At 71.9% G+C, this 25,061-nt stretch carries 22 protein-coding genes and 1 riboswitch; of the genes, 2 read left to right on the top strand and 20 right to left on the bottom strand.

The window, feature by feature from the left end; translation table 11 throughout:
- Positions 1-3: 3 nt before the first annotated feature.
- The 19 genes from DY157_RS03800 to pyrR all read right to left on the bottom strand — a co-directional run bounded on the left by DY157_RS03800 (position 4) and on the right by pyrR (position 20,167).
- Positions 4-267 carry a phosphoribosyl-ATP diphosphatase gene (locus tag DY157_RS03800; protein ID WP_115727292.1) on the bottom strand — a complete coding sequence of 88 codons (264 nt, stop codon included), beginning with the start codon at positions 265-267 and terminating at the stop codon, positions 4-6.
- Positions 268-334: 67 nt separating this feature from the next.
- Positions 335-1,366: an ABC transporter substrate-binding protein gene (locus DY157_RS03795; protein ID WP_174232127.1), complete on the bottom strand. Its 1,032-nt coding sequence runs from the start codon at positions 1,364-1,366 to the stop codon at positions 335-337.
- A 10-nt stretch (positions 1,367-1,376) separates the two neighbouring features.
- A complete protein-coding gene (locus tag DY157_RS03790; RefSeq protein WP_407923453.1) occupies positions 1,377-2,150 on the bottom strand; it encodes an ABC transporter permease in 774 nt (257 codons plus the stop codon).
- 58 nt (positions 2,151-2,208) lie between these two features.
- A riboswitch (FMN riboswitch) is annotated at positions 2,209-2,333 on the bottom strand.
- A 58-nt stretch (positions 2,334-2,391) separates the two neighbouring features.
- Entirely contained in the window at positions 2,392-3,054 is a 663-nt protein-coding gene (gene rpe, locus DY157_RS03785) for a ribulose-phosphate 3-epimerase (RefSeq protein WP_115727291.1), read from the bottom strand.
- A gap of 41 nt (positions 3,055-3,095) precedes the next feature.
- The gene (locus DY157_RS03780) at positions 3,096-4,568 is read right to left on the bottom strand and encodes an RsmB/NOP family class I SAM-dependent RNA methyltransferase (protein ID WP_115727290.1); all 1,473 of its coding nucleotides are present in this window, start codon (positions 4,566-4,568) and stop codon (positions 3,096-3,098) included.
- Positions 4,565-5,506, bottom strand: coding sequence for a methionyl-tRNA formyltransferase (fmt, locus tag DY157_RS03775; protein ID WP_115727289.1), 942 nt, complete (start codon positions 5,504-5,506; stop codon positions 4,565-4,567). Before fmt ends, DY157_RS03780 begins: the two co-directional genes overlap by 4 nt.
- A gap of 103 nt (positions 5,507-5,609) precedes the next feature.
- A complete protein-coding gene (locus tag DY157_RS03770; RefSeq protein WP_115727288.1) occupies positions 5,610-7,565 on the bottom strand; it encodes a primosomal protein N' family DNA-binding protein in 1,956 nt (651 codons plus the stop codon).
- An 84-nt stretch (positions 7,566-7,649) separates the two neighbouring features.
- Positions 7,650-8,249: a vitamin K epoxide reductase family protein gene (locus DY157_RS03765; protein WP_235827060.1), complete on the bottom strand. Its 600-nt coding sequence runs from the start codon at positions 8,247-8,249 to the stop codon at positions 7,650-7,652.
- Complete coding sequence (metK, locus tag DY157_RS03760) at positions 8,246-9,439, bottom strand: methionine adenosyltransferase (protein WP_115727287.1); 1,194 nt, start codon at positions 9,437-9,439, stop codon at positions 8,246-8,248. The genes DY157_RS03765 and metK overlap by 4 nt, the downstream gene beginning before the upstream one ends.
- A complete protein-coding gene (coaBC, locus tag DY157_RS03755; protein ID WP_115727286.1) occupies positions 9,436-10,662 on the bottom strand; it encodes a bifunctional phosphopantothenoylcysteine decarboxylase/phosphopantothenate--cysteine ligase CoaBC in 1,227 nt (408 codons plus the stop codon). Before coaBC ends, metK begins: the two co-directional genes overlap by 4 nt.
- A gap of 2 nt (positions 10,663-10,664) precedes the next feature.
- Positions 10,665-10,931: a DNA-directed RNA polymerase subunit omega gene (rpoZ, locus tag DY157_RS03750; protein WP_115727285.1), complete on the bottom strand. Its 267-nt coding sequence runs from the start codon at positions 10,929-10,931 to the stop codon at positions 10,665-10,667.
- Between the two features lie 46 nt (positions 10,932-10,977).
- Entirely contained in the window at positions 10,978-11,535 is a 558-nt protein-coding gene (gene gmk, locus DY157_RS03745; RefSeq protein ID WP_115727284.1) for a guanylate kinase, read from the bottom strand.
- Between the two features lie 27 nt (positions 11,536-11,562).
- Positions 11,563-11,874, bottom strand: a complete 312-nt coding sequence (gene mihF, locus DY157_RS03740; RefSeq protein ID WP_115727283.1) for an integration host factor, actinobacterial type — start codon at positions 11,872-11,874, stop codon at positions 11,563-11,565.
- Between the two features lie 101 nt (positions 11,875-11,975).
- Positions 11,976-12,818 carry an orotidine-5'-phosphate decarboxylase gene (gene pyrF, locus DY157_RS03735; RefSeq protein ID WP_115727282.1) on the bottom strand — a complete coding sequence of 281 codons (843 nt, stop codon included), beginning with the start codon at positions 12,816-12,818 and terminating at the stop codon, positions 11,976-11,978.
- A complete protein-coding gene (gene carB, locus DY157_RS03730; RefSeq protein WP_115727281.1) occupies positions 12,815-16,114 on the bottom strand; it encodes a carbamoyl-phosphate synthase large subunit in 3,300 nt (1,099 codons plus the stop codon). The genes pyrF and carB overlap by 4 nt, the downstream gene beginning before the upstream one ends.
- Positions 16,114-17,298, bottom strand: a complete 1,185-nt coding sequence (carA, locus tag DY157_RS03725) for a glutamine-hydrolyzing carbamoyl-phosphate synthase small subunit (protein WP_115727917.1) — start codon at positions 17,296-17,298, stop codon at positions 16,114-16,116. The genes carB and carA overlap by 1 nt, the downstream gene beginning before the upstream one ends.
- Positions 17,295-18,611 carry a dihydroorotase gene (locus DY157_RS03720; protein ID WP_115727280.1) on the bottom strand — a complete coding sequence of 439 codons (1,317 nt, stop codon included), beginning with the start codon at positions 18,609-18,611 and terminating at the stop codon, positions 17,295-17,297. Before DY157_RS03720 ends, carA begins: the two co-directional genes overlap by 4 nt.
- Entirely contained in the window at positions 18,604-19,596 is a 993-nt protein-coding gene (locus DY157_RS03715; RefSeq protein WP_115727279.1) for an aspartate carbamoyltransferase catalytic subunit, read from the bottom strand. Before DY157_RS03715 ends, DY157_RS03720 begins: the two co-directional genes overlap by 8 nt.
- Before the next feature lies 1 nt (position 19,597).
- The gene (gene pyrR, locus DY157_RS03710) at positions 19,598-20,167 is read right to left on the bottom strand and encodes a bifunctional pyr operon transcriptional regulator/uracil phosphoribosyltransferase PyrR (RefSeq protein WP_115727278.1); all 570 of its coding nucleotides are present in this window, start codon (positions 20,165-20,167) and stop codon (positions 19,598-19,600) included.
- A 203-nt stretch (positions 20,168-20,370) separates the two neighbouring features.
- Here pyrR and DY157_RS03705 point away from each other — a divergent pair, with 203 nt between their 5' ends.
- Positions 20,371-21,030, top strand: a complete 660-nt coding sequence (locus DY157_RS03705) for a TetR/AcrR family transcriptional regulator (RefSeq protein WP_115727277.1) — start codon at positions 20,371-20,373, stop codon at positions 21,028-21,030.
- 84 nt (positions 21,031-21,114) lie between these two features.
- Here DY157_RS03705 and DY157_RS03700 read toward each other — a convergent pair whose 3' ends face one another.
- Complete coding sequence (locus DY157_RS03700) at positions 21,115-22,425, bottom strand: MFS transporter (RefSeq protein ID WP_160159439.1); 1,311 nt, start codon at positions 22,423-22,425, stop codon at positions 21,115-21,117.
- Positions 22,426-22,562: 137 nt separating this feature from the next.
- Between DY157_RS03700 and DY157_RS03695 the strand changes: the two genes are divergently transcribed.
- Positions 22,563-24,998 carry an alpha-L-rhamnosidase gene (locus DY157_RS03695; protein ID WP_115727275.1) on the top strand — a complete coding sequence of 812 codons (2,436 nt, stop codon included), beginning with the start codon at positions 22,563-22,565 and terminating at the stop codon, positions 24,996-24,998.
- Positions 24,999-25,061: the final 63 nt, after the last annotated feature.

Here is a 25,061-nt window from a genome sequence, read left to right as displayed (position 1 = left end):
TCCTCAGAGGTGGCGGTAGACGTCGTCGAGCGTGAGCCCCTTGGCGATCATCATCACCTGGGCGTGGTAGAGGAGCTGGGAGATCTCGAGGGCGCAGTCGTCGAGGGTCTCGTACTCGGCGGCCATCCAGACCTCGCCCGCCTCCTCGACGATCTTCTTCCCGATGGCGTGAATGCCCTTGTCGAGTTCCGCGACGGTGCCCGACCCCTCAGGACGGGTCTGGGCCTTCTCGGAGAGCTCCGCGAACAGTGCGTCGAATGTCGTCATGGCGTCACTCTAGTGGTCAGGCGGCGGGTCCGGCGACGAGGGCCGTTCGCCGGACCCGCCCGATGCGTCACTTCCCCGCGTAGTCGTTCGTCACCACGGAGGCGGCGTCGACCTTCCCGGTGAGGACGCCGGGGACCGAGGCGAGGAAGTCGCCCATCTTCTTCCACGTGTCGAGGTCCTGGACGGCGCTCACGGAACCGTCAGAGCCGGTGAAGAGCGGGATCGTCGCCTCGAGGACGGCCTTCGCGTTCGCGCGGGTCGTGGAGTCGGAGAGGGTGTCGTCGCGCGTCGCCGTCGCGTCGAGGGCGGCCTCGGGACCCTCGACGACCGCCGCGATGCCCGCCGTCGTCGCCTCGACGACCGCCTTCGCGAGGTCGGGGTGGGCCTTCGCCCACTCGCGGGTCGTGATGAGCGAGGCCGCGACGAGCGGCGTGTCGGAGTTCAGCGGGATCGCGCGGACCGCCATCCCGGCGTTCTCCATCTGGACGAGGTCGTTATTCGAGAAGCCGACGACGGCGTCGACCTTGCCGCCGGCGAGCGCCGCCTGCTGGGTGTAGCCGATCGAGGCGATCGTCGCGTCCGAGGACGTCAGGCCGCCCTCCTCGAGGGCGGCGAGCGTCGCGTACCAGCTCGACCCGTACTCGCCGGGGATGCCGATCGTCTTCCCCTTGAGGTCGACGAGGGTCGAGACCGACGAGTCGGCGGGGACGATGACGACGCCCGGGTAGGTGCGGTAGTAGGCGCCGATCGACACGAGGTCCATGCCCTGGGCCGCGGCGACGAGCGCCTCGTCGCCCGAGGCGACGACGACGTTCTCCTCGTCGGCGAGGAGCGCGGTGAAGAGGCCCTCGTCGGAGCCGTGGTGGCGGATCGTCGCGTCGAGCCCGGCCTTCGCGTACAGGCCGTCGTCGGCGGCGACGTAGACCGGGGAGAACTGGACGTTGGGGATGTACGTGAGACCGATCGTCACGGCGGTCCCGCTCGTGGATTCGGCGCCGGACGCGGCCGATTCCGGGGTCGAGCCCGCTGAACAGGCCGCGAGGGAGACGGCGGCGACGAGGGCGAGGCCGGCGGAGAGGATTCGGGTGCGAGGGATCATCGTTCTGCTTTCACTGGGAGATCGCGTACTTGCGGGAGCGCTCGATCCGGTAGACGAGGATGTAGGCCGCGGTCGCCATCAGGCAGAGCAGGAGGATCGCGACGAACATCCCCGCCGTATCGACGTTCGATCGCGCCTGCGTGAGGACCTGCCCGAGGCCGTTGCCGCCCATGACCATCTCGCCGACGACCGCGCCGGTCACCGAGAGGGTGAAGCCGTTGCGGACGCCGCCGAGGATCGAGGGCGCGGCGAGCGGGAACTCCATGGCCGCGGCCATCGTCCACCCGGACGCGCCGTCGAGCTCCGCCGCCTCGAGGACCTCCTGGTCGAGGTGCCGGAGGCCGACGACCGTGGAGACGAGGATCGGGAAGAACACGAGGAGCGCGCAAAGGGCGGTGATCGACCAGAAGCCGTACCCGATCCACAGGACGAGGAGCGGGGCGAGCGCGATCGCGGGGAGCGCTTGAGTGGCGCCGAGGAATGGCTCCACCGCCGCCGAGACGATCGGCGAGCGGTAGACGAGGTACGCGAGGGGAAGGGCGACGAGGGTGCCGACGATCGAGCCCGCGAGGGCCTCGAGCGCCGTGAGCGCCGCCTTCGACCAGAACGACGGCAGGGCCGCCACCTCGAGTGCGCGCGTCCACGTGGCCCCCGGCGACGGCAGTCGCCAGGATTCGATGCCGGTGAAGGACGTCGTCGCCCACCATCCCGCGAGCAGGACGATGAGCAGGACGATCGGCGCGATCAGCGCGGTGCGACGCGAGGGTCGAGCACGACGTGCCACGTCCGGTCCTTCCGGCATCCGGGTACGCACGGCGCCGAGCGCACGGAGCCCCGCGCGCTCGCAGCTCCTCCCATCCGGACTTTCACCGTCGGTATCGGAATTTCACCGATTCAACCGCCCGATAGCGGGCGGGTCGCGGACTCTCACCGCCGGTTCGGACTTGCACCGACCCCGGAGCTGGTCCCCATCATGCCACGCGGCCCGGCCTCGTGCGAGGTCGGGCCGCGTGTCGTCCGGAATATCAGTGGGTGTGGCGCCCCGCGAGCTCGCGGAGGAGCTCCACCTCCGCATAGGCGTCCTCGGCCTTGAAGACGGCGGAGCCCGCGACGAAGTTGTCGGCGCCGGCCTCCGCGGCGCGCTCGATCGTCGCGCGGGAGACGCCGCCGTCCACCTGGATGGAGACCTCGAGACCCGCGGCGTTGATCGCCTCGCGGGTGCGACGGATCTTCGGGAGCATCGACTCGATGAAGGACTGGCCCCCGAAGCCGGGCTCGACGGTCATGACGAGGATCATGTCGAATTCGGAGAGGATGTCGACGAAGGGGGCGATGTCGGTCGCGGGCTTGAGTCCGAGGCCGACCTTCGAGCCGAGCCGGTGGAGTTCCCGGGCGAGGCGCAGCGGCGCGTGGGCGGCCTCGGCGTGGAAGGTCACCGAATGGCAGCCCGCCTCCGCGTAACCGGGCGCCCAGCGGTCCGGGTCCTCGATCATGAGGTGCGCGTCGACCGGGAGGACGCCGGAGGCGACGACGGCCTCGACGACCGGGAGGCCCCAGGAGAGGTTGGGCACGAAGTGGTTGTCCATGACGTCGACGTGCGCGACGTCGGCGCCGGCGATCTTCTTCAGCTCGCCGCGCAGATCGGCGATGTCGCAGTTGAGGATGGAGGGGGAGATCGTGAGGCTCATAGGCGCCAGTCTACCGACGCGATCCCCGTCCCCACCGGGCCTTAGTCCGCTCGTTCGAGCACGGCGATGAACATGAGGTCGGTGCCGTGACGGTGCTGCCAGAGCTGGAGCGCGCGCCCGTCCTCGGCCCCGCGGATCCTCCCCGCCGAAGCGGGGATCTCGAGGGACTCGGGGGCGAGGGACTCCCCGATCGCGACTGCGTCCTGGAGGATCACTCCCCCGCGCTCGACGAGGCGCTCGACCTGGGCGACGGTCTCGCGCGCGTGCGGCGAGCACGTGACGTAGGCGAGGACGCCGCCGGGCCGGACGAGCTCGAGCGCGCGGTCGAGGAGCTCGGCCTGGAGGGCGACGAGGTCGTCGAGGTCGGCCTCGGATCGGCGCCAGCGCGACTCCGGGCGCCGGCGCATCGAGCCCATGCCCGAGCACGGGGCGTCGACGAGCACGCGGTCGAAGGAGCCGAGCGGCCACGGGGTCCTCGGGCCGCCGAAGGTCCTCCCGTCGGCCGAGACGACGTCGACGTTGTCGAGCATCCGGCAGGCGCGCTCGACGAGGCGAGCGCGGTGCGGGTGGACCTCGTTCGCGGTGAGGCGCGCGCCCCGTCCGGCGCCGATCGCCCCGAGGAGGGACGCCTTGCCGCCCGGGCCGGCGCAGAGATCGAGCCACGAGGCGTCGGGACCCGAGAGCGGGGCCGCCGCGGCGACGAGGGCGGAGAGCTGGGAGCCCTCGTCCTGCACGCCCGCGAGTCCCGTGCGGATCGAGTCGAGGGAGGCGGGGTCGCCGCTCTCGATGAGCACGGCGCGCTCGCTCACCGTGCCCAGCGCGACGCGGGTTCCGAGCACCTCGGCGGCCTCGTCGGCGAGGTCGTCGGGTTCGACGAGTCCGGGGCGGGCGACGAGGGAGACGATCGGGGGCTCGTCATCGCCCTCGAGCAGGGGCTCGAGCTCGGTCGGGTCGTAGCCGTGGGCGATGAGCGCGTCCTCGAAGGCGCGGACCATCCATTCGGGGTGGGACGTGCGGACCGCGAGTCGTTCGAAGCGGTCGGGGATCGCGGCCATCGCCGCGTCGATCGCGCCGAGCTCCTCCCGGGTGATCGAGCGGAGGACGGCGTTCACCATGCGCGTCGGGCCGTCGGTGAGGCGGGCGCGGGCGAGGTCGACGGTCGTCGCGACCGCCGCGTGGTCGGGAACGCGCATGTCGAGGAGCTGGTGAGCGCCGAGCCGAAGGAGCACACGGACTCCGGGGTCGGCCTCGGAGAGCGGGCGGGTGAGGTGGCGGGCGAGGACCCAGTCGAGGCGTCCCTGCGCGCGCAGCGTCCCGTTGACGAGCTCGGAGGCGAAGGCGGCGTCTCGGGCGTCGAGGCGCTCGCGGTTCCTCGCGGCGCGCAGCGCCTTCGCGAGGGCGAGGTTCGCGTAGGCGCCCTCGGTCTCGACGTCCATGAGGACGTCGAAGGCGACGCGCCGGGCGGCGTCGACCTCGCGGACCGAGCGGTAGCCGTCGGAGTACTTGCGCGTCATCGCTCCTCCTCCGCGCCGAGTCGGGCGCCCTCGGGAAGGCGGGCGCCGCGCGCCCAGGCGGCCGCCTCCATCCAGCCCTTGCCCGCGGGGGCGACGCGTCCGAGTCTCACGGCCCCGGATCCGCAGCCGACGAGCACCTCCTTCTTCGTCGCGGCCACGACGCCGATCGGCAGGTCCTCCTCGACCGGTTCGAGGGCGCCGAGCTTGAGTCGCCGACCGTCGGGCAGGAGGGTCCAGGCACCGGGGTTCGGATCGACGGCGCGGATCCTGCGGTCGACCTCGGCCGCGGTCTCGGCGAAGTCGACGAACCCGTCCTCGTGGGACAGCTGTCGCGCCTTCGTCACCCGCGGATCGTCCTCGTCCTGCGCGACGGCGACGGCGCTTCCGTCCGCGATCGCGTCGACGACGGAGAGCACCTGGGGCGCGCCGAGCTCCACCATGCGCGCGAGGAGCTCGCCCGCGGTCTCGCGGCCGATCTCGACGGGCAGTCGCGAGTAGACGGGCCCGGTGTCGAGCCCCTTCTCGAGAAGGAAGACGCTGGAGGCGGTCGCGGTGTCCCCGGAGAGGATCGCCCACTGGACGGGGGCGGCGCCCCGCCAGCGCGGCAGGTCGGAGAAATGGAGGTTGATCCAGCCGTGCGCGGGCATGTCGAGCACCTCTTGGGGGATGAGCGCGCCGTAGGCGACGACGACGCCGAGATCCGTGCCGAGAGCTGCGACGCGCTCCCGGATCTCGGGATCGCGGAATCCGCTCGCCTCGATGACCTCGATCCCGGCCTCGCGGGCGGCCTCGGCGACCGGCGAGGGGACGAGGGCGCGGCCGCGTCCCGCACGGGCCGGGGGCCGCGTGAGGACCGCGACGACCTCGTGCTCGGAGGCGAGGAGGGCCTGGAGGGTGGGGACGGCGGGGGCGGGCGTGCCCGCGAAGACGATGCGCACCCGTCCAGTCTAGCCGTGGGCCGTCCTCCGCCCGCCCCCGCGGGGTTTGGAACGATCCGAGCGGGTGGGGAGAACCCACTCGAGTGAGAAGCACTCGCTCGGGTTAGAAGAGCTCGGGCGGGTTGACGGTGATTCGCACGGGCGCGAGCTTGCGGGCGGCGCGCTGCTGCTGGGCCTGCGCGAGGGAGTCGAGGAGCCGCGCAGTCTCCCCCCGATCGGCGCGCACGAGCGCCCGAACGCGACCCGACCCCTCGGAGTCCTCCAGGGGCACGGTGCCGATGAGTTCGCCCTCCGCGCCGCCGGCGAGCGCCGCGACGTCTCCGGGCGCGCCGTCGAGGGCGACGACGGTCTTCGCGGGGAAGTAGCCGAGCGCCGCCCGTTCGTCGAGCAGGCGCTGCGCGAAGTCGGCGGGGTCGAGGCGGATGAGCGCCTGGGCCATCGCAGTCTCCACTCCCCCGCTGAACAGGGCGGCGCCACCGGGGCGGACGAGGGCGAGCGCGTTGAACCAGCGGCGCATCGCCTCTTCTGGCGCCCACAGTTCCGCCCGCCCCGCGACGGCGCGCGCGTCGAGGATGACGAGCGCCGCGTATCCGCCCTCGGCCGCGGGCTCTGCGCCCGGCGTCGCGACGACGATCCGCGCCTCGGCGCCGATCGTTCGCGTGATCGCGTGGCTCGAGGAGGAGACGAGGACGGAGGTCTCGTGGATCGTTCGGGCGATCTCCTCGGCGGTGCGCTCCGATCCCACGCGCACGGACCGCAGGCGCGTCCCCGAGCACTGGCGGCACCGCCACTCCTGGACGGGGCGCGCGCACCACGCGCAGCTCACCGCCCCGGAGGCGGCCATCCTCAGAGGTCCTCCGCACTCGGCGCACCGGGCGATCGCGCGGCAGCGGGCGCAGGAGACGACGGGGACGTAGCCCGAGGAGGCGACCTGGACGAGGACGGGGCCCGTCTCCAGTCCTTCGCGAATCGCGCGCAGCGCCGCTCCCGGCATCCGCATCGCGCCGCCGGGGCCCTCCGCGTCGGCGTCGGCGTCGTCGAGGACGCGGACCAGCGGGCCGAGGGCGCGACGGACGGGGACGTCCTCCGTGAGGTCGACCGCCCAGTGGGAGGCGACGAGCTCCTGCGCCTTCACCGAACGGGAGTGCGCGCCGGCGACGAGGGCGCAGCCCTCGATGTGGGCGCGCGCGACCGCGACGTCGAGGGCGTCGCAGCGCGGAGCCCTGCGCTCTCGCAGGCGGTCGTCGCCGTCGTCCTCGACGAGGACGAGGCCGAGGTCCGTCATCGGCGTCCACACCGCCGAGCGGGTGCCGACGACGATGCCGAGGCGCCCGAGGAGCGCCTCGAGGTGGATGCGGTAGCGGTCGGCCGGGCTCGACTCCGCGGTGACGAGTCCGATCTGCTCGTCCAGGTCCGCGGCGAGGAGTTCGTGGAGCCTCGAGGCGATCGTGGTCGTCGGGGCGACGACGAGGGCGGAGCGGCCCGATGACCGCGTCGCGCGGACGAGTTCGACGATGCGCGCGTCCCTCGTCGGACCGAGCTGCGTCCAGACGGCCCGCGGCCCCTCCCCCGCTCCGAGGTGGGCGAGGAGGGCGGGACCCGCGGGATGGGTCGCCCACGCCGCCCCCTCGGGCGGGGCGCAGGGCGAGGGATGCGCGGGGTCCGCGGCGAGGACCGCCTTCTCGGTCGCGGCGTGGCGGGCCGGGATGGCGAGGGAGAGCGCCTGCGACGCCGTCGCGACGTTCCGGTCGGCGATGCGCCTCGCAACCTGGAGGATCTGCGGACTGAGGACGGGCAGCGCCGAGACGACCGTCTCGATCGGCGACAGGCGGTGAACGGGGGTCTCGGTGCGGACGTCGACGACCCACCCGGGAAGGCGGCGCCCGGCGAGGCGGACTCTCACGAGGACGCCCGGCGCTACCGCGCCGAGGAGCTCGGTCGGAACCTCGTAGTCGAGCGGGCGGTCGAGGTGGGCGAGGTCGACGTCGACGAGGACGCCCGCGACCCTCACGGGCGCGTCGCCCGGCGCGAAGCCGTCGAGGGTCGTCTGCTCGTCCACTCTCCTATTGGACCACGGCCCGCCCTCGTCTGGAGTCGCTCCCCCGAACGCGGGGCCGACGGGCGACGGGGCCCGGCGCGGGCGTCAGCCGAGAAGGGCCACTCCGTAGCGGGCCGCCACCATCGCGAGGATGAGGAAGAGGACGAGGCCCGTGATCGCCCAATCGAGGCCCTGGGCGACGAATCGGCGGACCGATTCGGACGCGGGGAGGACCCCTTCGCGGATGTTGATCCGTGTGAGCCCGGCGAAGACGAGCGTCGTCGTCAGCGTGATGAGGAGGCACCACGGGCACAGCACGTGGATGACGAAGTACGACTGGAGGAACAGCCAGTACGCGAAGCACACTGCGATCGTGTAGAGGAGGTTCGCCCCGAGCATGTACCACTTGGGGAAGCGGACGCCCGCGTAGATCGCCACGGAGATCGCGAGGACGATCGCCTCGAAGAGGATGCCGAGGAACGCGTTGGGGAATCCGAGGACGCGCGCCTGCGGCGTCTGCGCGACCGTCGAGCACGAGAGGACGGAGTTGACGTCGCAGGCGAAGGTCGCGGACGCGTCCTTCGCGAGCTGCCACGCCTCGATCGAGAGGACGAAGGAGGCGATGAGGCCGATGACGCCGGAGATCGCCATCTCGAGGCTCGTCCGGCGCCTCCACGCGAGGTCGAAGGCGGTGGGCGCGCTCATGCGATCGCCTCGCGGAGGGCCTCGACGCGGTTCGTCTCCTCCCACGGGAACCCCTCCCGGCCGAAGTGGCCGTAGGCGGCGGTCCGCGCGTAGATCGGGCGCAGCAGGTCGAGGTCGGCGATCATGCCGGCCGGGCGGAGGTCGAAGACCTCGCGGATCGCGTCGGCGATCCGCGCGTCCTCGACGGTTCCCGTGCCGAAGGTCTCGACGTAGAGGCCGACCGGGTGGGCGCGGCCGATGGCGTAGGCGAGCTGGAGCTCGCAGCGGCTCGCGAGGCCCGCGGCGACGACGTTCTTCGCGGCCCAGCGGGCGGCGTAGGCGGCCGAACGGTCGACCTTCGAGGGATCCTTGCCCGAGAAGGCGCCGCCGCCGTGACGGGCCATGCCGCCGTAGGTGTCGACGATGATCTTGCGCCCGGTGAGTCCGGCGTCGCCCGCGGGGCCGCCGATGACGAAGCGCCCCGAGGGGTTGACGAGGAGCGTCATGTCCGAGGTCGCGAGCTCGAGGCCCGATTCGGCGAGAACCGGCTCGACGACCGTGCGCGCGACGAGGTCGGCGAGCCCGGCCTGAGAGAGGGACTCGTCGTGCTGCGTGGAGACGAGGACCGTGTCGATGGCGACGGGCCGTCCGTCCTCGTACGCGAGGGTCACCTGGGTCTTGCCGTCGGGGCGCAGCCCCTCGGCCTCGCCGCTGCGGCGCGCGTCGGCGAGGCGCTTCGCGAGCCGGTGGGCGAGCCAGATCGGCGCGGGCATGAGGTCGGGGGTGTCGTCGGACGCGTAGCCGAACATGAGCCCCTGGTCTCCGGCGCCCTGCGCGTCGCGGTCGTCGAGGGCGGTGCCGTCGCGCGTCTCGAGCGCGTGATCCACTCCCCCGGCGATGTCGGGGCTCTGCTGGCCGATGGAGATCGACACGCCGCAGGAGGCGCCGTCGAAGCCGACCCTCGAGGAGTCGTAGCCGATGCGGAGGATCTCCTCGCGGACGATCTGCGGGATCTCGACATAGGCCTCGGTCGTCACCTCGCCGGCGACGTGGACGAGGCCGGTCGTCGCCATCGTCTCGACGGCGACGCGCGAATGCGGGTCCTTGGCGAGCAGGGCGTCGAGGATCGAATCGGAGATCCGGTCGCAGACCTTGTCGGGATGGCCCTCGGTGACAGATTCGGACGTGAAGAGCTGGCGCGGGGAAGTCACCCGGCAATAGTACCGAGTCGAGCCGCCATCTCGGCGACGAGGGCCTCGGCGACCTCCGACTTCGTTCCCGCGAAACCGGCGACGACCTCGCCGGACGCATCGACGAGGGACACGGAGTTCTCAACGTCCCCGAAGCCGCGACCCCCGCCCACGCGGTTGACGGCGAGAAGGTCGGCGCCCTTGCGCCGCGCCTTCTCGGCTCCGAGGCGGAGGACCTCATCGGGCGAACCGGTCTCGGCGGCGAACCCGACGACGAGGCGCGGCCGTTCCGGCGATTCGCAGACGGCCTTGAGGACGTCGGTCGTCCGTTCGAGGACGAGGACGGGGGCGTCTCGAGAGTCCGGATCCTTCTTGATCTTCCCCTCGGCGACGCTCGTCGGCCGGAAGTCGGCGATGGCGGCGGCCATGACGACGGCGTCGAGGCCCGACAGGCGCGAGAGGACGGCGTCTTCGACGTCGGCGCCGCTCGGCGCGAGGACGACCTCGATCCCCGCGGGAAGGTCCGCGAGGAGTGCGGACTCGACGTTCGAGGCGACGAGGACGACGCGCGCTCCGCGGTCGGCCGCGGCCCGCGCGATCGCGATGCCCTGGCGTCCCGAGGAGAGGTTGCCGATGAAGCGGACGGGGTCGATGGGCTCGTGGGTCCCCCCGGTCGACACGAGGATGCGAGCTCCCTCGAGGTCGCGCGGGCCCTCGGGGCGCAGGAGGGCGAGTGCCTCGGCCGCGATGCGCTCGGGATCGGGAAGACGCCCGACGCCCGAGTCCCCCGATCCGAGCGCTCCCGTGTCGGGGTCGAGGACGCTCAGGCCCCTCTCGCGCAGAACGGAGACGTTCTCCGAGGTCGCGGGATTCGTCCACATCGCCGAGTGCATCGCGGGCGCGAGGAGGACGGGGCAGTGCGACGCGAGGATCGTCGTCGTGAGGAGATCATCGGCGATGCCGGCGCGCACGCGCGCGAGGAGATCCGCGGTCGCGGGGGCGACGACGATGAGGTCGGCGATGCGGGCGAGCTCGACGTGGTCGGCGCCGGGCACGTCCGTCACGCCCGTGTGGACGGGGCGCCCGGTGAGGCCCTCCCAGGTGGCGCGGCCGACGAAGTCGAGGGAGCGCGGTGTGGGGACGACGCGGACGTCGCATCCGGCGCGCACGAGCGCGCGTACGAGAATCGCCGCCTTGTAGGCGGCGATTCCGGCTGATACCCCGACGACGACCGTGGGGGCCACGTTCAGGCCTTCTGGTCGGCTTCGAGCGTGAGGAGGCCCTCGTTGATCTCGCGCAGCGCGATCGCGAGCGGCTTCTCGTCCGGCTCGGTGTCGACGACGGGGCCGACGAACTGGATCATGTTCTGCTCGAGCTGGAGGTTGTACGAGTTGATCTGCCGGGCGCGGCGGGCGGCAAAGATCACGAGCGCGTACTTCGAGTCGACGTGCTCGAGGAGGTCGTCGATCGGCGGGGACGTGATGCCTTCGGGCTGCGCGACGATTCCGGACATTCGACTCCTCCTGGTTCCAGCGGCCGGTCGGCCACGAGCGGCCAGTCTACTCCAGGCCCATGACGCGGGCCAGTTCCGCCACCGCCCTGTCGAGGTCGTCGTTGATCACAGTGACGTCGAACTCGCTCTCGGCGGCGAGCTCGACCTTCGCGGTCTCGAGCCTGCGGGCGCGCTCGGCCTCCGACTCGGTCCCTCGGCCGACGAGCCGGTGGACGAGTTCCTCCCACGAGGGCGGGGCGAGGAACACGAAGAGGGCGTCCGGACGGGTCCTGCGCACCTGCCGGGCGCCGTCGAGGTCGATCTCGAGGAGGACCGGGCTGCCGGCGGAAAGGGCGTCCTCGACGGGCCCGCGCGGCGTGCCGTAGCGGTGGAGGCCGTGGACGGTCGCCCATTCGAGCATCCCGTCGGTCGCGACGAGACGATCGAACTCCTCATCGGACACGAAGCGGTAGTGGACGCCGCCGATCTCGCCCGGGCGCGGATCCCGGGTCGTCGCCGAGACGGAGACGACGAGCTCGGGGTGCCGGGCCCTCAGGGCCTGGACGACGGTGCCCTTCCCGACAGCGGTCGGGCCTGCGAGAACGGTGAGTCGCGGAGTCTCCATGACCCCATCCTGCCACCGCTCCCGGCGTCAGCCGAATCGCTCGATGAGCGCCTGGGACTGGACGTGCCCGAGGCCGCGGACGCGACGCGTCTGCGCGATGCCGTACTCGTCCATGAGGTGCGCCGCGGTCGTGACGCCGACTCTCGGGAGGGACTCGAGGAGCGCGAGGACGCGCATCTTCGCCACGGCCTCATCGGTCTCCGCGAGGGCGAGCACCTCGGACAGCGAGAGCTCGCGGTTCTTCACCTTGGTCTTGATCTCCGCGCGACGACGACGCGCGACGGTCGCCTTCTCGAGGGCCTCCGCGCGCTGCTGGGGTGTGAGTTGAGGAAGCGCCATTGCCGCCCACTCCTTCTCCATCGAAAGTGATTGAAGGTACTGCTCGCAGGCATTTTATCGCCCGCGTCATAGTTCGGTGGAGGGAATGGGCGGCGTTTTCGCTAGTCGGCGAGCCCTTCGACCGTCTTGGCGTAGGCGGCGCGCAGTCCCTCGGCGCCCGGGCCCCGCCCGAGGATCGCCCGGGAGGAGGAGGCGAGGACCGCGTGCCGCGCGGCGCCGAAGACCGCGGCGATCTCCGCCGGCCCCGCGCCCTGCGCGCCGACTCCGGGCGCGAGGATCGCGCCCTCGAGCGCGGCGAGATCGATTCCGAGGTCCGCGACGGCGCTCCCGACCGTCGCGCCGACGACCACGCCGGCCGGCCCCAGCCGGTCGTGCGGGACCGAGGCGTTGAACTCGGCGAGTTCGGAGACGACGCGCGCGGCGACGGAGGCCCCGTCGGCTCCCCTCGAGTGCTGGACGGCCGCTCCCTCGGGATTCGAGGTGAGAGCGAGGACGAACACCCCGCGCCCGGTCTCGGCGGCGAGGTCGAGCGCGGGGCGCAGCGATCCGACGCCGAGGTACGGGGAGAGGGTGACGGCGTCGCCCGCGAGCGGCGAGCCCTCCGAGAGATACGCGTCCGCGTACCCCTTCATCGTCGAGCCGATGTCGCCGCGCTTCGCGTCGACGACGCAGAGCGATCCGGCCTCCCGGCAGGCGGCGATCACCTCTTCGAGCACCGCGACGCCCTTCGATCCGAAGCGCTCGAAGAAGGCCGCCTGCGGCTTGAAGGCGCCGACGGCTCCCCCGAGGGCGTCGACCACGCCGAGGGAGAAGGCCCGCAGCCCCTCGACGGAGGCGGGCAGCCCCCACGCGTCGAGGAGGCCCGGGTGCGGGTCGATGCCAACGCAGACCGCGCCGTGCGCGTCCATGGACGCGGCGAGGCGGTCGCCGAAGGAGGCGCTCATCGGTTCGCCGCCGATCGGACCGCGTCCCACTCCTGGAGGGAACGGACCCGGTAGACGCCGCGCAGTCGCACTTCGATCGCCTGGACGGCCGCGTTGAACGCCTGGAGGGTGGTGATGATCGTCCGGTCGTTCGCGGTCGCCGCCGTGCGGATCTGGTACCCGTCGTGGCGGTGCTCCGACTTCTGCGGCGTGTTGACGATCATGTCGATGAGGCCGTCGTTGATGAGGTCGACGACCGTCGGCTCGCCGTCGGGGCCGCGCCCCTCGGAGGATTTGCGGACGATCCGCGCGTCGATGCCGTTGCGGCGCAGGACCGAGGCGGTGCCCGCGGTCGCGAGGATCTCGAAGCCGAGCTCGCGCATGCGCGCGGCCGGGAAGACGATCGCCCGCTTGTCGGTGTCGGCGATCGAGATGAAGACCGTTCCCTCGGTCGGCAGTTCGCCGAAGGCCGCGGACTGCGACTTCGCGAAGGCGGTCGGGAAGTCGCGGTCGATGCCCATGACCTCTCCGGTCGAGCGCATCTCGGGGCCGAGGATCGTGTCGACGACCGAGCCGTCGGCGCGGCGGAAGCGCCGGAACGGGAGGACGGCCTCCTTCACCGCGATCGAGGCGTCGACGGGGATGACGCGCGCGTCGATCGTCGGGAGGACGCCCGCCGCGCGCAGGTCCGCGATCGACGCGCCGACCTGGATGAGCGCGGCCGCCTTCGCGAGCGGGACGCCCGTCGCCTTCGACGCGAAGGGCACCGTGCGCGAGGCCCTCGGGTTCGCCTCGATGACGTAGAGGGTGTCGGAGAGGAGCGCGAACTGGATGTTGATGAGGCCGCGCACGCCGACGCCGCGCGCGATCGCCTCGGTCGAGGCGCTGATCCGCTGGAGTTCGCGCGCCGAGAGGGTCATCGGCGGGAGGACGCACGCCGAGTCGCCGGAGTGGATCCCGGCCTCCTCGATGTGCTCCATGATCGCGCCCATGAAGAGCTCGTCGCCGTCGAAGAGCGCGTCGACGTCGATCTCGATCGCCGCGTCGAGGAAGCGGTCGATGAGGAGCGGGCCCCTCGAGAAGAGCGCCTCGAGATTGGGCCGATCGAGGTAGTCGGCGAGGCCGGCCGCGTCGTTGACGATCTCCATGCCGCGGCCGCCGAGGACGAAGCTCGGGCGGACGAGGACGGGGAAGCCGACGGCCTCGGCGACCTCGAGGACCTGCGAGGGCGCGTGCGCGACGTCGTGGGCGGGCGCCGGGCAGTCGGCCTCGGCGAGCACCCTCCCGAAGGCCTCGCGGTCCTCGGCGAGCTCGATCGACGCCGGGGACGTTCCGAGGATCGGGACGCCCGCGGCCTCGAGGTCCGCGGCGAGCGAGAGGGGCGTCTGCCCGCCGAGCTGGACGAGCATGCCGCGCACGGGGCCGGCCGCGCACTCGGCGCGGTAGACCTCGAGGACGTCCTCGAGGGTGAGCGGCTCGAAGTAGAGGCGGTCGGAGACGTCGTAGTCGGTGGAGACCGTCTCCGGGTTGCAGTTGATCATCACCGTGTCGAAGCGATCGCGCAGCGCCATCGTGGCGTGGACGCACGAGTAGTCGAACTCGATCCCCTGGCCGATGCGGTTGGGGCCCGCGCCGAGGATGATCACCGCCTCGCGCTCGCGCGGCGCGACCTCGGACTCCTGGTCGTAGGTCGAGTAGTGGTAGGGCGTGCGCGCCGCGAACTCGGCCGAGCAGGTGTCGACGGTCTTGTAGACGGGGTGGATCTCGAAGGCGCCGCGCACCTCCCGCACCGTCGTCTCCGACAGGCCGCGCATGGCGCCGATCTGGCGATCCGAGAAGCCGTGCCTCTTCGCCTCCTCGAGGACGCCGCGCGTGAGCGCGGGGGCCGTGAGGATCCTCGTCGCGACCTCGTCGATGAGGAGGAGCTGGTCGAGGAACCACGGGTCGATGCGCGTCGACGCGAAGAGCTCCTCGAGGGTCGCGCCGCCGCGGATCGCCTGCTGGACCTGGACGAGGCGCGACTCCGTCGGCGTGGCGGCGGCTGCGACGAGGGCGCGGGTCTCCTCGGGCGTCGGGACCGGCCCGTCCCAGTGGAACTGGACACCGCCCTTGTCGATCGAGCGGAGCGCCTTCTGGAGTGCCTCGGTGAAGTTACGGCCGATCGCCATCGCCTCGCCGACGGCCTTCATCGAGGTCGTGAGCGTGGGGTCGGCCTGGGGGAACTTCTCGAAGGTGAAGCGCGGGACCTTGACGACGACGTAGTCGAGCGTCGGCTCGAAGGACGCGGGGGTCGAGCCCGTGATGTCGTTGGGGATCTCGTCGAGCGTGTAGCCGGTCGCGAGGCGCGCGGCGATCTTCGCGATCGGGAAGCCCGTCGCCTTCGACGCGAGCGCCGAGGAGCGGGACACGCGCGGGTTCATCTCGATGACGATGATGCGGCCCGTATCGGGGTGGACGGCGAACTGGATGTTGCAGCCGCCCGTGTCGACGCCGACGGCGCGGATGACCGCGATGCCGATGTCGCGGAGCTTCTGGAGCTCGCGGTCGGTGAGGGTGAGGGCGGGCGCGACGGTGATGGAGTCGCCGGTATGGACGCCGACGGGATCGACGTTCTCGATCGAGCAGACGACGACGACGTTGTCCGCCTTGTCGCGCATGAGCTCGAGCTCGTACTCCTTCCACCCGAGGATCGACTCCTCGAGGAGGACCTCCGTCGTGATCGAGGCGGCGAGGCCCTGGCCGGCGATCCGGTCGAGCTCCTCTGGGGTGTGCGCGAAGCCGGAGCCGAGGCCGCCCATCGTGAAGGAGGGGCGGACGACGAGCGGGTACCCGAGCTCGGCCGCGGCGGCGTGGCACTCCTCAAGGGTGTGGGCGATGAAGGAGCGGGCGACCTCGGCGCCGCAGCGCTCGACGATCTCCTTGAACTCCTCGCGGTCCTCGCCCGCGCGGATCGCGTCGATCGAGGCGCCGATGAGTTCGACGCCGTACTTCTCGAGGACGCCGTTCTCGGCGAGCGCGACCGCGGTGTTGAGGGCGGTCTGACCGCCGAGGGTCGGGAGGAGCGCGTCCGGGCGCTCCTTCGCGATGATCTCGGCGACGACCTCCGGGGTGATCGGCTCGACGTACGTGGCGTCAGCGATCTCCGGGTCGGTCATGATCGTCGCGGGGTTCGAGTTGACGAGGACGACCCGCAGGCCCTCCTCCTTGAGGACGCGGCACGCCTGGGTGCCCGAGTAGTCGAACTCGCAGGCCTGGCCGATGACGATCGGGCCCGAGCCGATGACGAGGACGGAGGAGAGGTCGTTCCTGCGGGGCATCAGTTCTCCTCCTTCTTCACCTTGGCGGCGAGGATCATGTCGAGGAAGCGGTCGAAGAGGTGCTCGCCGTCGTGGGGGCCGGCGGCGGCCTCGGGGTGGTACTGGACGGAGAACGCGGGGATGTCGAGGGCGCGCAGTCCCTCGACGACGCCGTCGTTGAGTCCGACGTGGCTGACGAGGATCCGCCCGTAGCGCCCCCCGTCGAAGGGGGCGGTCGAGGGCTCGCCGACGGGGGCGTCGACTGCGAAGCCGTGGTTGTGGGCGGTGATCTCGACGCGTCCGGTCTCGACGTCCTTCACCGGCTGGTTGACGCCGCGGTGACCGAAATCGAGCTTGTACGTCCCGTAGCCGAGGGCCCGTCCGAAGAGCTGGTGCCCGAAGCAGATCCCGAAGTATGGGAGGCCGTGATCGAGGACGGCGCGCAGCACATCGATCTCGTGATCGGCCGAGGCGGGGTCGCCCGGCCCGTTGGAGAAGAACACGCCGTCGGGCTCGAGGGCCTGGATCTCGGCGAAGGTGATCGTGTTGGGGAGGACGTGGACCTCGATCCCGCGGGCGGCGAGCTGCTCGGGCGTCCGCGACTTGATGCCGAGGTCGACGGCGACGACTCGCGCCCTCGTCTCCCCGCCCTCGGCGGGGACGACGTAGGCCTCGGGCGTCGAGACCTCCTGGGCGAGCGCGGCGCCCGCCATCGCGGGCTGGTCGACGACGATGCGGACGAGGGCGTCGCGGACCTGGTCGCCGAGGTGCTCGGCTCCGGCCGGCAGGGCGTCCCCGGAGAAGATGCCCGCGCGCATGGCGCCGGCGGTGCGGATGTGGCGGGTGATCGCCCGGGTGTCGACGCCGGAGATCCCGATGATCCCCTGCTCGACGAGTTCGTCCTCGAGCTCGCGCCTCGAGCGCCAGTTCGATGCGCGGCGCGCCGGGTCGCGGACGACGAAACCGGCGACCCAGATCCGCTTCGACTCGGGGTCCTCGTCGTTGACGCCCGTGTTGCCGATGTGCGGCGCGGTCATGACGACGATCTGGCGGTGGTAGGAGGGATCGGTGAGGGTCTCCTGGTAGCCGGTCATGCCGGTCGAGAAGACGATCTCCCCGAGGCTCCTCCCCCGCGCGCCCCAGGCGCGTCCGCGGAAGACGGTCCCGTCCTCGAGGACGAGCAGTGCGATCTCTTCGGCCATCAGCGATCCTCCTTGGCGATCGGGGCGCCCTCGAGGACCGTGGACGCGCCCTCGTGGAACGTGTAAAGCACCTGACCTGGCAATTCCATCCCGCGATAGGGGGTGTTCGTCGAGCGGGTCCACTGCGCGGACGGATCGACGACTCGCCGGACGCTCGGGTCGACGAGGCAGAGGTTCGCGGGCGCCCCGACGACGAGGCCCCTCCCCTGCGTCGCGACGCGCCCGATCCTCGCCGGAGTCGTCGACATCACGCGGGCGATGTCCGCCCAGGTCATGCGTCCGGTCTCGACCATCGTCGAGATGAGGATGGGGAGCGCGGTCTCCAGACCGGTCATGCCGAAGGCGCCGGCCTGCCACTCGCAGTCCTTCGACTCGAGGGGGTGGGGCGCGTGGTCGGTGCCGACGACGTCGATCGTCCCGTCGGCGAGGCCCTCGCGGACGGCCTCGACGTCCTCCGCGGTCCGCAGCGGCGGGTTCACCTTGTAGAGCGGGTCGTAGGAGCGGGCGAGCTCCTCGGTGAGGAGGAGGTGGTGAGGGGTGACCTCGGCGGTGACGTCGACGCCCATGCGCTTGCCCCAGCGGATGAGCTCGACCGATCCGGCGGTCGAGAGGTGGCAGACGTGGAGGCGGGAGCCGACGTGCTTGGCGAGGAGGATGTCGCGGGCGATGATCGCCTCCTCGGCGACCGCCGGCCATCCGGCGAGGCCGAGCTCGCCGGACAGGGGCGACTCGTTCATCTGGGCGCCCTCGGTGAGTCCGGGGTCCTGGGAGTGCTGGGCGACGACGCCGTCGAAGGCCTTGACGTACTCGAGGGCGCGCCGCATGAGAACCGGATCGGCGACGCACTTGCCGTCGTCGGAGAAGACGCGCACCTGCGAGCGCGCCTTCGCCATCGCGCCCATCGAGGAGAGGTGCTCGCCGCGCAGTCCCTGCGTGACGGCGCCGACCGGGCGGACCTCGACCCAGCCGCACTCGCGGCCGATCTCCCACACCTGATCGACGACGGAGGCGGTGTCGGCGACGGGCGTCGTGTTCGCCATCGCGTGGACGGCCGTGTATCCGCCGACCGCTGCGGCGCGGGTGCCGGTCTCGATGGTCTCGGCGTCCTCCTGGCCGGGTTGGCGCAGGTGGGTGTGCATGTCGACGAGGCCGGGCAGGGCGATGAGGCCGTCGGCGTCGACGCGGCGCGCGCCGTCCGCCGCGTCACGGGCCTCGGCGCCGAGGGCGACGACGCGCCCGTCCTTCACGAGGATGTCGGAGCGCCCCTGCCCGAGCAGGTCGGCGGAGGCGATGAACCAGGTCTGGGCGTCAGTCACGGGAGTTCCCTTCGGGGGCGAGGAGGAGGTAGAGGGCGGCCATGCGGACGGAGACGCCGTTGGCGACCTGCTCGACGACGACCGAGCGGTCGGAGTCGGCGGCCTCGGCGCTGATCTCGAGCCCGCGGTTCATCGGCCCGGGGTGCATGACGATCGACGAGGGCGGGAGGGCGGCGAAGCGCTGCCGGTCGAGGCCGTAGGCGGCGTGGTACTCGCCGGGCGAGGGGAAGAACCCGCCGCCGGCGGCGCTCATGCGCTCGCGCTGGACGCGGAGCATCATGACCGCGTCCGGCTCGTCGGCGAGCGCTCGATCGAGGTCGTACTCGATGTCGCAGGTCCAGTTCTCGACGCCGACCGGGAGGAGCGTCGGCGGGGCGACGAGGGTGACGCGCGCGCCGAGGAGCGTGAGGAGATCGACGTTCGAGCGGGCGACGCGCGAGTGGAGGACGTCGCCGACGATGACGACGCGGGCGCCGGCGAGGTCGGTGCCGGGCGCCAGCGGCTCGACGTCCGGGGAGGACGGGTCGCGGTGGAAGTGGCGGCGCAACGTCATCGCATCGAGGAGGGCCTGTGTCGGGTGCTGGTGGGTGCCGTCGCCCGCGTTGAGGACCGGGAGGTCCATCCAGCCCGCGTGGGCGAGACGGTGGGCCGCGCCCGAGGAGGAGTGGCGGACCACGACCGCGTCGGCGCCCATCGCCTGGAGCGTGAGGGCCGTGTCCTTGAGGGACTCGCCCTTGGAGACGGAGGAGCCCTTCGCGGAGAAGTTGATGACGTCGGCCGAGAGGCGCTTCGCGGCGGCCTCGAAGGAGAGGCGCGTGCGCGTCGAGTCCTCGAAGAAGAGGTTGACGACCGTGCGGCCGTGGAGCGTCGGAAGCTTCTTCACGCGCCGCGACTGGGTGGCGGCCATCTGCTCGGCGGTGTCGAGGAGGAGGAGCGCCTCGCGGTAGTCGAGGTCGCGGATGGAGATGAGGTGGTCGAGGCTCATGTCAGTCGTTCCTTCCCAGGAGGACGGCGTCGCGCCCGTCGGTCTCCTCCAGGAGGATCGTCACCGTCTCCGCGCGCGAGGTCGGGAGGTTCTTGCCGACGTAGTCGGGGCGGATGGGGAGCTCGCGGTGCCCGCGGTCGACGAGGACGGCGAGCTGGACCGCGGCGGGGCGCCCGATTCCGGAGAGCGCGTCGAGCGCGGCCTTGATCGTCCGGCCCGTGTAGAGGACGTCGTCGACGAGGACGACCGTCCGCGCGTCGATCCCGGCGGCCGGCACGCTCGTCTCCTGAGGAGCGCGAAGGGGCTGGGTCCGCAGGTCGTCGCGGTACATCGTCGTGTCGATGATCGCGAGGTCGGCTCGCGGTCCGCCGACCTCCTCGATGCGGCGCACGAGCCTGCGCGCGAGTGTGGCGCCGCGCGTCGGGATGCCGGCGATGACGAGGTCGTCTCCCCCGCCGTTGCGCTCGATGATCTCGAAGGCGATGCGGGTGAGGGAGCGGGCGACGTCGTCGGCGCCGAGGACCTCCCTGCCCCGCAGGGCTCGATCGGTGGATGAATGCACTGATCCCATGAGGATCTCCTTCCCCGCCTCTCTGGACGGTCCTTAAAGGAATGCTTCCGCTGCGCAGCCTACCCGCACTCGGTCTCCCGGCGCCCGGGCATCCGCGGTGCGGGATCGTGCACGTGGCCCGTCGCTCCCCTCGACCGACGCCCGCCCCGACCTCGTCGCCCCGCGGCCCGCGGTAGCCTTCGGGGTGAGAGCGAGGAGGACCCATGCCCCTAACCGACGACGTTCCCGTCAAGAGGAAGGTCAACCGCCAGGCGGAGGCGAGCGCGAACCGCCGCGAGCAGATCCTCGACGCCGCGGTGTCCGCCTTCACCGAGCACGGGTTCAACGGGGCGACGATCCGCGATATCGCTGTGCGCGCGGGGATCTCCCACACGGGCCTCCTCCACCACTTCCCCGACAAGAACGCCCTCCTCGAAGCGGTTCTCGATCGTCGACTCGATCGCGGAATGTCGGACACCGTCCTCGATCCGTCCGACGGCGTCGCCCTTCTCCGAGCCCTCGTCGACCTCGCCGTCCACGACATGGAGGATCCCGACGATCTGCGGATGTACCGCATCCTCTCCTCGGAGGCCCTCGCGCCCGGGCACCCCGCGTACGGCTACTTCAGGCGCTGGTACGAGCAGGTCCGCGAATGGGCGCGCCTCGCGCTCGAGGATCTTCGGCGCCGCGGCCTCTACGCCAGGCCCGAGCTCGACGTCGCGACGGCGGCGGTGCAGATCGCGGGGATGCGCGACGGCCTCGATCCGCAGTGGCTCCTCGATCCCGACGCGATCGACCTCGTCGGAGCGGTTCGGGCCCAGCTCCAGATGTACTCGACGGTCGATCTCCTCGAGCCCGCGGCCACGACGCCCGACGCCGACTGAGCACGCGGGAGGGCCGCGCCGCCGGTGGAATCGGCGGCGCGGCCCTCGCGTCTCTCCTGAGCGACTCGGGTCGCCCGAATCCGACTACTTGACGCCGCGGATCGGGATGATGAGGAGCGCGCCGATCGCTCCGGCGACGGCCGCGACGGCGAAGAAGAGCGTGAAGTTCGAGGGCGAGGTCGCGGAGGCTCCGATCGCGAGGAGCGCGGGGGCGACCGCCGGGACGAGGATGTTCGGCAGGGCGCTCGCGAGGTTCATGATCCCGAGGTCCTTCGCCGGATTCGACGGATCCGGCAGCACCTGGGTGATGAGCGCGAAGTCGACGGCGAGGTAGGTGCCCATGCCGATGCCCATGACGGCCGCGCCGACGACGAATGCGGAGAACGCGTGGGCGTGGGCGATGAGCCCGAGCCCGACGGCGAAGACGACGGCGGCGATGATGACGAACAGCTTGCGCCGACCGACCTTGTCGGAGACCTTGCCGAGAATGGTCGCGAAGGCGAGGGCGAGTCCGCCGGAGATGAGGTTGACGAGGAACATCTTGCCGGCGATCTGCTCGGGCGGGATGCCGAGCCCCATGATGAGGTAGACCGCCTGGTAGGCGTTGACGGCGGCGATCGCCCAGAAGACGGCGAAGCGGGAGACGAGCGCGAAGACGAAGTCGGGGTACTGGCGCGGGTTCACCCAGAAGGTGCCGAAGGCTTCGCGCAGGGCGAAGGCGGGGCGGTCCTCGGGGCGGATCGGCTCGTCCTTCACGACGGCGACGAGGGCGAGGTTGCAGACGAGCGCGAGGAGCGCGGGCAGCATGATCATGAGCGCGAGGTTCGGGGAGACGAGGCTCGCGATGAAGAGCCCGAGGATGACGCCGGCCGATCCGGCCACGCCGATGATGCCGGAGACGACGCCGCGCCGTTCGGGATCGTACTGATCGGGGACGATGGCGAAGGTTCCGGCCTGCGCGGCGATCTGGCCGACGGTCATCACGGCCCAGGCGAGGGCGACGAGGGCGAGGTTGGAGGCGCGGAGCATGAGGAACGCGCCGAGAACGATGAGGAGCGAGCCCGCGACGATGTAGGGACGGCGACGTCCGAATCGCCCGAGAGTCCGGTCGGAGAAGCGGCCCATGACGGGGTTGAGGACGAGGGCGACCGCGCCCGCGCAGGCGTTCGCCACCGCGAGGATCGTCGTCGACGTCGCGACGTCGATCTCGGTCGCCTTGAGCGGCATCGTCGTGATGCCGACCGAGAGGAGGGCCGACATCAGGGTGATGGAGGCCGCGCCGATGAGGGCCGTGATCGTGCCTCCGGGGCTCGCGAGCCCCGTGCGCTCCTCGGAGGCGCCCGCTGCCTGCGCGGGGATCTCGTCGAGGGGCGGTTGTTGTGCGGTAGCAGTCATTGTCGAGCTCCTTTGCTTCATCGGGCGCTGCCGTGCCCGTTGGCGACACGGTAGACCTAAGCCGACCGCCTTGACAAGTATTCCCGACCAGTTGTTAACTCGGCGTCACGAACTCGATGATGAGGAAGTGTCGAACGATGAACGCTCAGACGACCCGCGCCGCAGCCCCCGTCGCGTCCCCCGAGGACATCGCCGCCCGCGAAGCCCTCGCGAACGCGACGTGGATCTCGCCGACGGAACCGGAGATCCCCTCGCCCGGCGCCCGACCGGCGTACCTGCTGCGCACGATCTTCGAAGTGAGCGCGGACGTTCGTCGTGCGGTTCTCTCCGCCACCGCCCACGGCGTCGTCGAGTTCTTCCTCAACGGAGCGCGGGTCGGCGACGCGGAGCTCGAGCCGGGCTTCACCGCCTACCGCAAGCGACTCCAGGTCGTCTCGCACGACGTCTCCGATCTCCTCGTGCCGGGCCGCAACGTCCTCGTCGCGCTCCTTGCGGACGGCTGGTTCCGCGGCCGTCACGGCTTCGAGAGGCGCGCCGACGGCTTCGGCGCGCGGACCGCGGTCCTCGCCTCTCTCGCGACCGAGGACGGTCGAGTTCTCGCAGCGACCGACCACTCCTGGGAGACCCGGCGCTCCCACATCCTCGCGGCCGACCTCATGGACGGCGAGCGCGTCGATCTGCGCGAGTACGACCCCGCCTGGTTCACCGGCGGCGGCACCGGGTGGGAGCCCGTCGAGCCCGCCGACGGCCCCCTCGTCGAGAACCGCGCGCGCCTCGTCGCCCCGCTCGCCCCACCGATCCGTCGGATCGAGGAGCTCTCCCCCGTCGCCCTCACGACGCCGCGCCCCGGCACGACCGTCGTCGACTTCGGGCAGGCGATCAACGGTTGGGTGCGTCTGCGCGCGCTCGGCCCGGCCGGCACCCGCCTCCGCCTCGTTCACGGCGAGGCCCTCGACGCGTCCGGATGCGTCACCACCGACCACCTCCGCGCCTTCGTCTTCGCGACCGGCGACCTCCTCCCCGCCGGCCAGATCGACGAGGTCGTGTCCGCTGGCCGACCGGGCGAGGTCTTCGAGCCGCGGTCCACGACGCACGGCTTCCGCTACGTCCAGATCGACGGGTCCGTCGAGATCGGTCCCGAGGACGTGAGCGCCGTCGTCGTTCACACCGACCTCGCCCGCACCGGGGAGTTCGCCTGCTCGAATCCCGAGCTCGAGCGCCTCCACGAGGTCGTGCGATGGAGCCTGCGCGACAACGCCTGCGGCGTTCCCACCGACTGCCCGCAGCGCGAGCGTTCGGGCTTCACCGGGGACTGGCAGATCTTCGTCGAGACCGGCGCGATCCTCGCCGACGTCGAGTCCTTCTCCGAGAGCTGGCTCGCCGACCTCGCCGCCGATCAGTGGGCCGACGGGCGCATTCCGACGATCGTTCCGAACCCGGGAGGCGACGCGCCCTCGGGCATCGCCTTCGAGGACGCCTCGGCGGGCTCCGCCGGTTGGGGAGACGCCGCGGCCATCGTCCCCTGGGAGCTGTGGCGCGCCTACGGCGATCTCGGATCGCTCGGCCGCTCCTATCCGGCGATGCGCCGCTGGGTCGATTACGCCGCGGCCTGCGCCGCCTCGCACCGCCACCCCGATCGCGCGGCGCACCGACCCGAAGCGGCGGAGTGGGAGGAATTCCTCTGGGACACGGGCTTCCACTTCGGCGAATGGCTCGAACCGGACGTGCCGCCGGCCCCCGACGCGAGCGCCGACAACGGGATCGTCGCGACCGCGTACCTCGCGCGCTCGGCGCGGATCGCCGCCGCCACCGCCCGTCTCCTCGACGACCAAGAGGCGTCCGCGCGCTACTCGCGCATCGCCGAGGGCGCGACGCGCGCCTGGACGAACGAATACCTCGTCGACGGCTCCCGCCTCGTCGTGGAGCGCCAGGCCCACTACGTCCGAGCGCTCGCCTTCGACCTCGTCCCCGAAGGAGCCCGCCCCGCCCTCGTCGATCGGCTCGCGCAGCTCGTTCACGAGGCCGGGGACCGCCTCAACACGGGGTTCCTCGCGACGGGAATGCTCCTGCCCGTGCTCGCCGACGGCGGCCGGGCCGACGTCGCCCACCGCCTTCTCATGCGCCGGGGACGTCCCTCGTGGCTCGGGATGCTCGACGCCGGCGCGACGACGATCTGGGAGCGCTGGGACGGCCTCGATGAATCGGGCGAGACCCACGGGTCGCTCAACCACTACTCGAAGGGCGCCGTCGCCGCGTACCTCCACACGCGCCTCGCCGGCCTGCGACTCCCCGAGTTCCCGGACGCCGACGAGGCCGGGTATCGGAAGGTCCTCATCGCGCCCGTCCCGGCGCCCGGGATCACCTCGGCGTCGACCGAGCGCCTCACTCGCCTCGGGCGCGTCTTCTGCGGATGGCGAATCGAGGACGGGCGCTTCCTCCTCGACGTCGAGCTCCCGGAGGGCGCCCGCGCCGACATCGCCCTGCCCGATGGGTCCGCGCGCGCCCTCGACGGCGGCGCAACGCGCCTCCAATGCGACGCGCCCGCCGACCTCACGGCGGTGTCCCTCCCCTGATCGACCGTCCGCTCGAGCCGACGCCCGAGCGAACATCGCGATCGCGATACCGCGATCGAACGC

The organism is Actinomyces culturomici (genome assembly GCF_900499005.1).
In the GTDB taxonomy this organism is placed as follows: domain Bacteria; phylum Actinomycetota; class Actinomycetes; order Actinomycetales; family Actinomycetaceae; genus Pauljensenia; species Pauljensenia culturomici.
Note: the sequence above shows the minus strand (reverse complement) of the source record. Positions and strands in the feature narration are given on the sequence as shown.

Coding starts and splice junctions, on each gene's coding strand:
- DY157_RS03795 (WP_174232127.1), bottom strand. CDS start 1,366: ATGATCCCTCGCACCCGAATCCTCTCCGCCGGCCTCGCCCTCGTCGCC.
- DY157_RS03765 (WP_235827060.1), bottom strand. CDS start 8,249: ATGAGCGCGCCCACCGCCTTCGACCTCGCGTGGAGGCGCCGGACGAGC.
- pyrR (WP_115727278.1), bottom strand. CDS start 20,167: ATGGGATCAGTGCATTCATCCACCGATCGAGCCCTGCGGGGCAGGGAG.
- DY157_RS03700 (WP_160159439.1), bottom strand. CDS start 22,425: ATGACTGCTACCGCACAACAACCGCCCCTCGACGAGATCCCCGCGCAG.
- DY157_RS03780 (WP_115727290.1), bottom strand. CDS start 4,568: ATGACGCGCAAGTACTCCGACGGCTACCGCTCGGTCCGCGAGGTCGAC.
- DY157_RS03800 (WP_115727292.1), bottom strand. CDS start 267: ATGACGACATTCGACGCACTGTTCGCGGAGCTCTCCGAGAAGGCCCAG.
- carB (WP_115727281.1), bottom strand. CDS start 16,114: ATGCCCCGCAGGAACGACCTCTCCTCCGTCCTCGTCATCGGCTCGGGC.
- DY157_RS03715 (WP_115727279.1), bottom strand. CDS start 19,596: ATGAGCCTCGACCACCTCATCTCCATCCGCGACCTCGACTACCGCGAG.
- rpoZ (WP_115727285.1), bottom strand. CDS start 10,931: ATGTCCGGAATCGTCGCGCAGCCCGAAGGCATCACGTCCCCGCCGATC.
- gmk (WP_115727284.1), bottom strand. CDS start 11,535: ATGGAGACTCCGCGACTCACCGTTCTCGCAGGCCCGACCGCTGTCGGG.
- mihF (WP_115727283.1), bottom strand. CDS start 11,874: ATGGCGCTTCCTCAACTCACACCCCAGCAGCGCGCGGAGGCCCTCGAG.
- DY157_RS03695 (WP_115727275.1), top strand. CDS start 22,563: ATGAACGCTCAGACGACCCGCGCCGCAGCCCCCGTCGCGTCCCCCGAG.
- pyrF (WP_115727282.1), bottom strand. CDS start 12,818: ATGAGCGCCTCCTTCGGCGACCGCCTCGCCGCGTCCATGGACGCGCAC.
- DY157_RS03705 (WP_115727277.1), top strand. CDS start 20,371: ATGCCCCTAACCGACGACGTTCCCGTCAAGAGGAAGGTCAACCGCCAG.
- rpe (WP_115727291.1), bottom strand. CDS start 3,054: ATGAGCCTCACGATCTCCCCCTCCATCCTCAACTGCGACATCGCCGAT.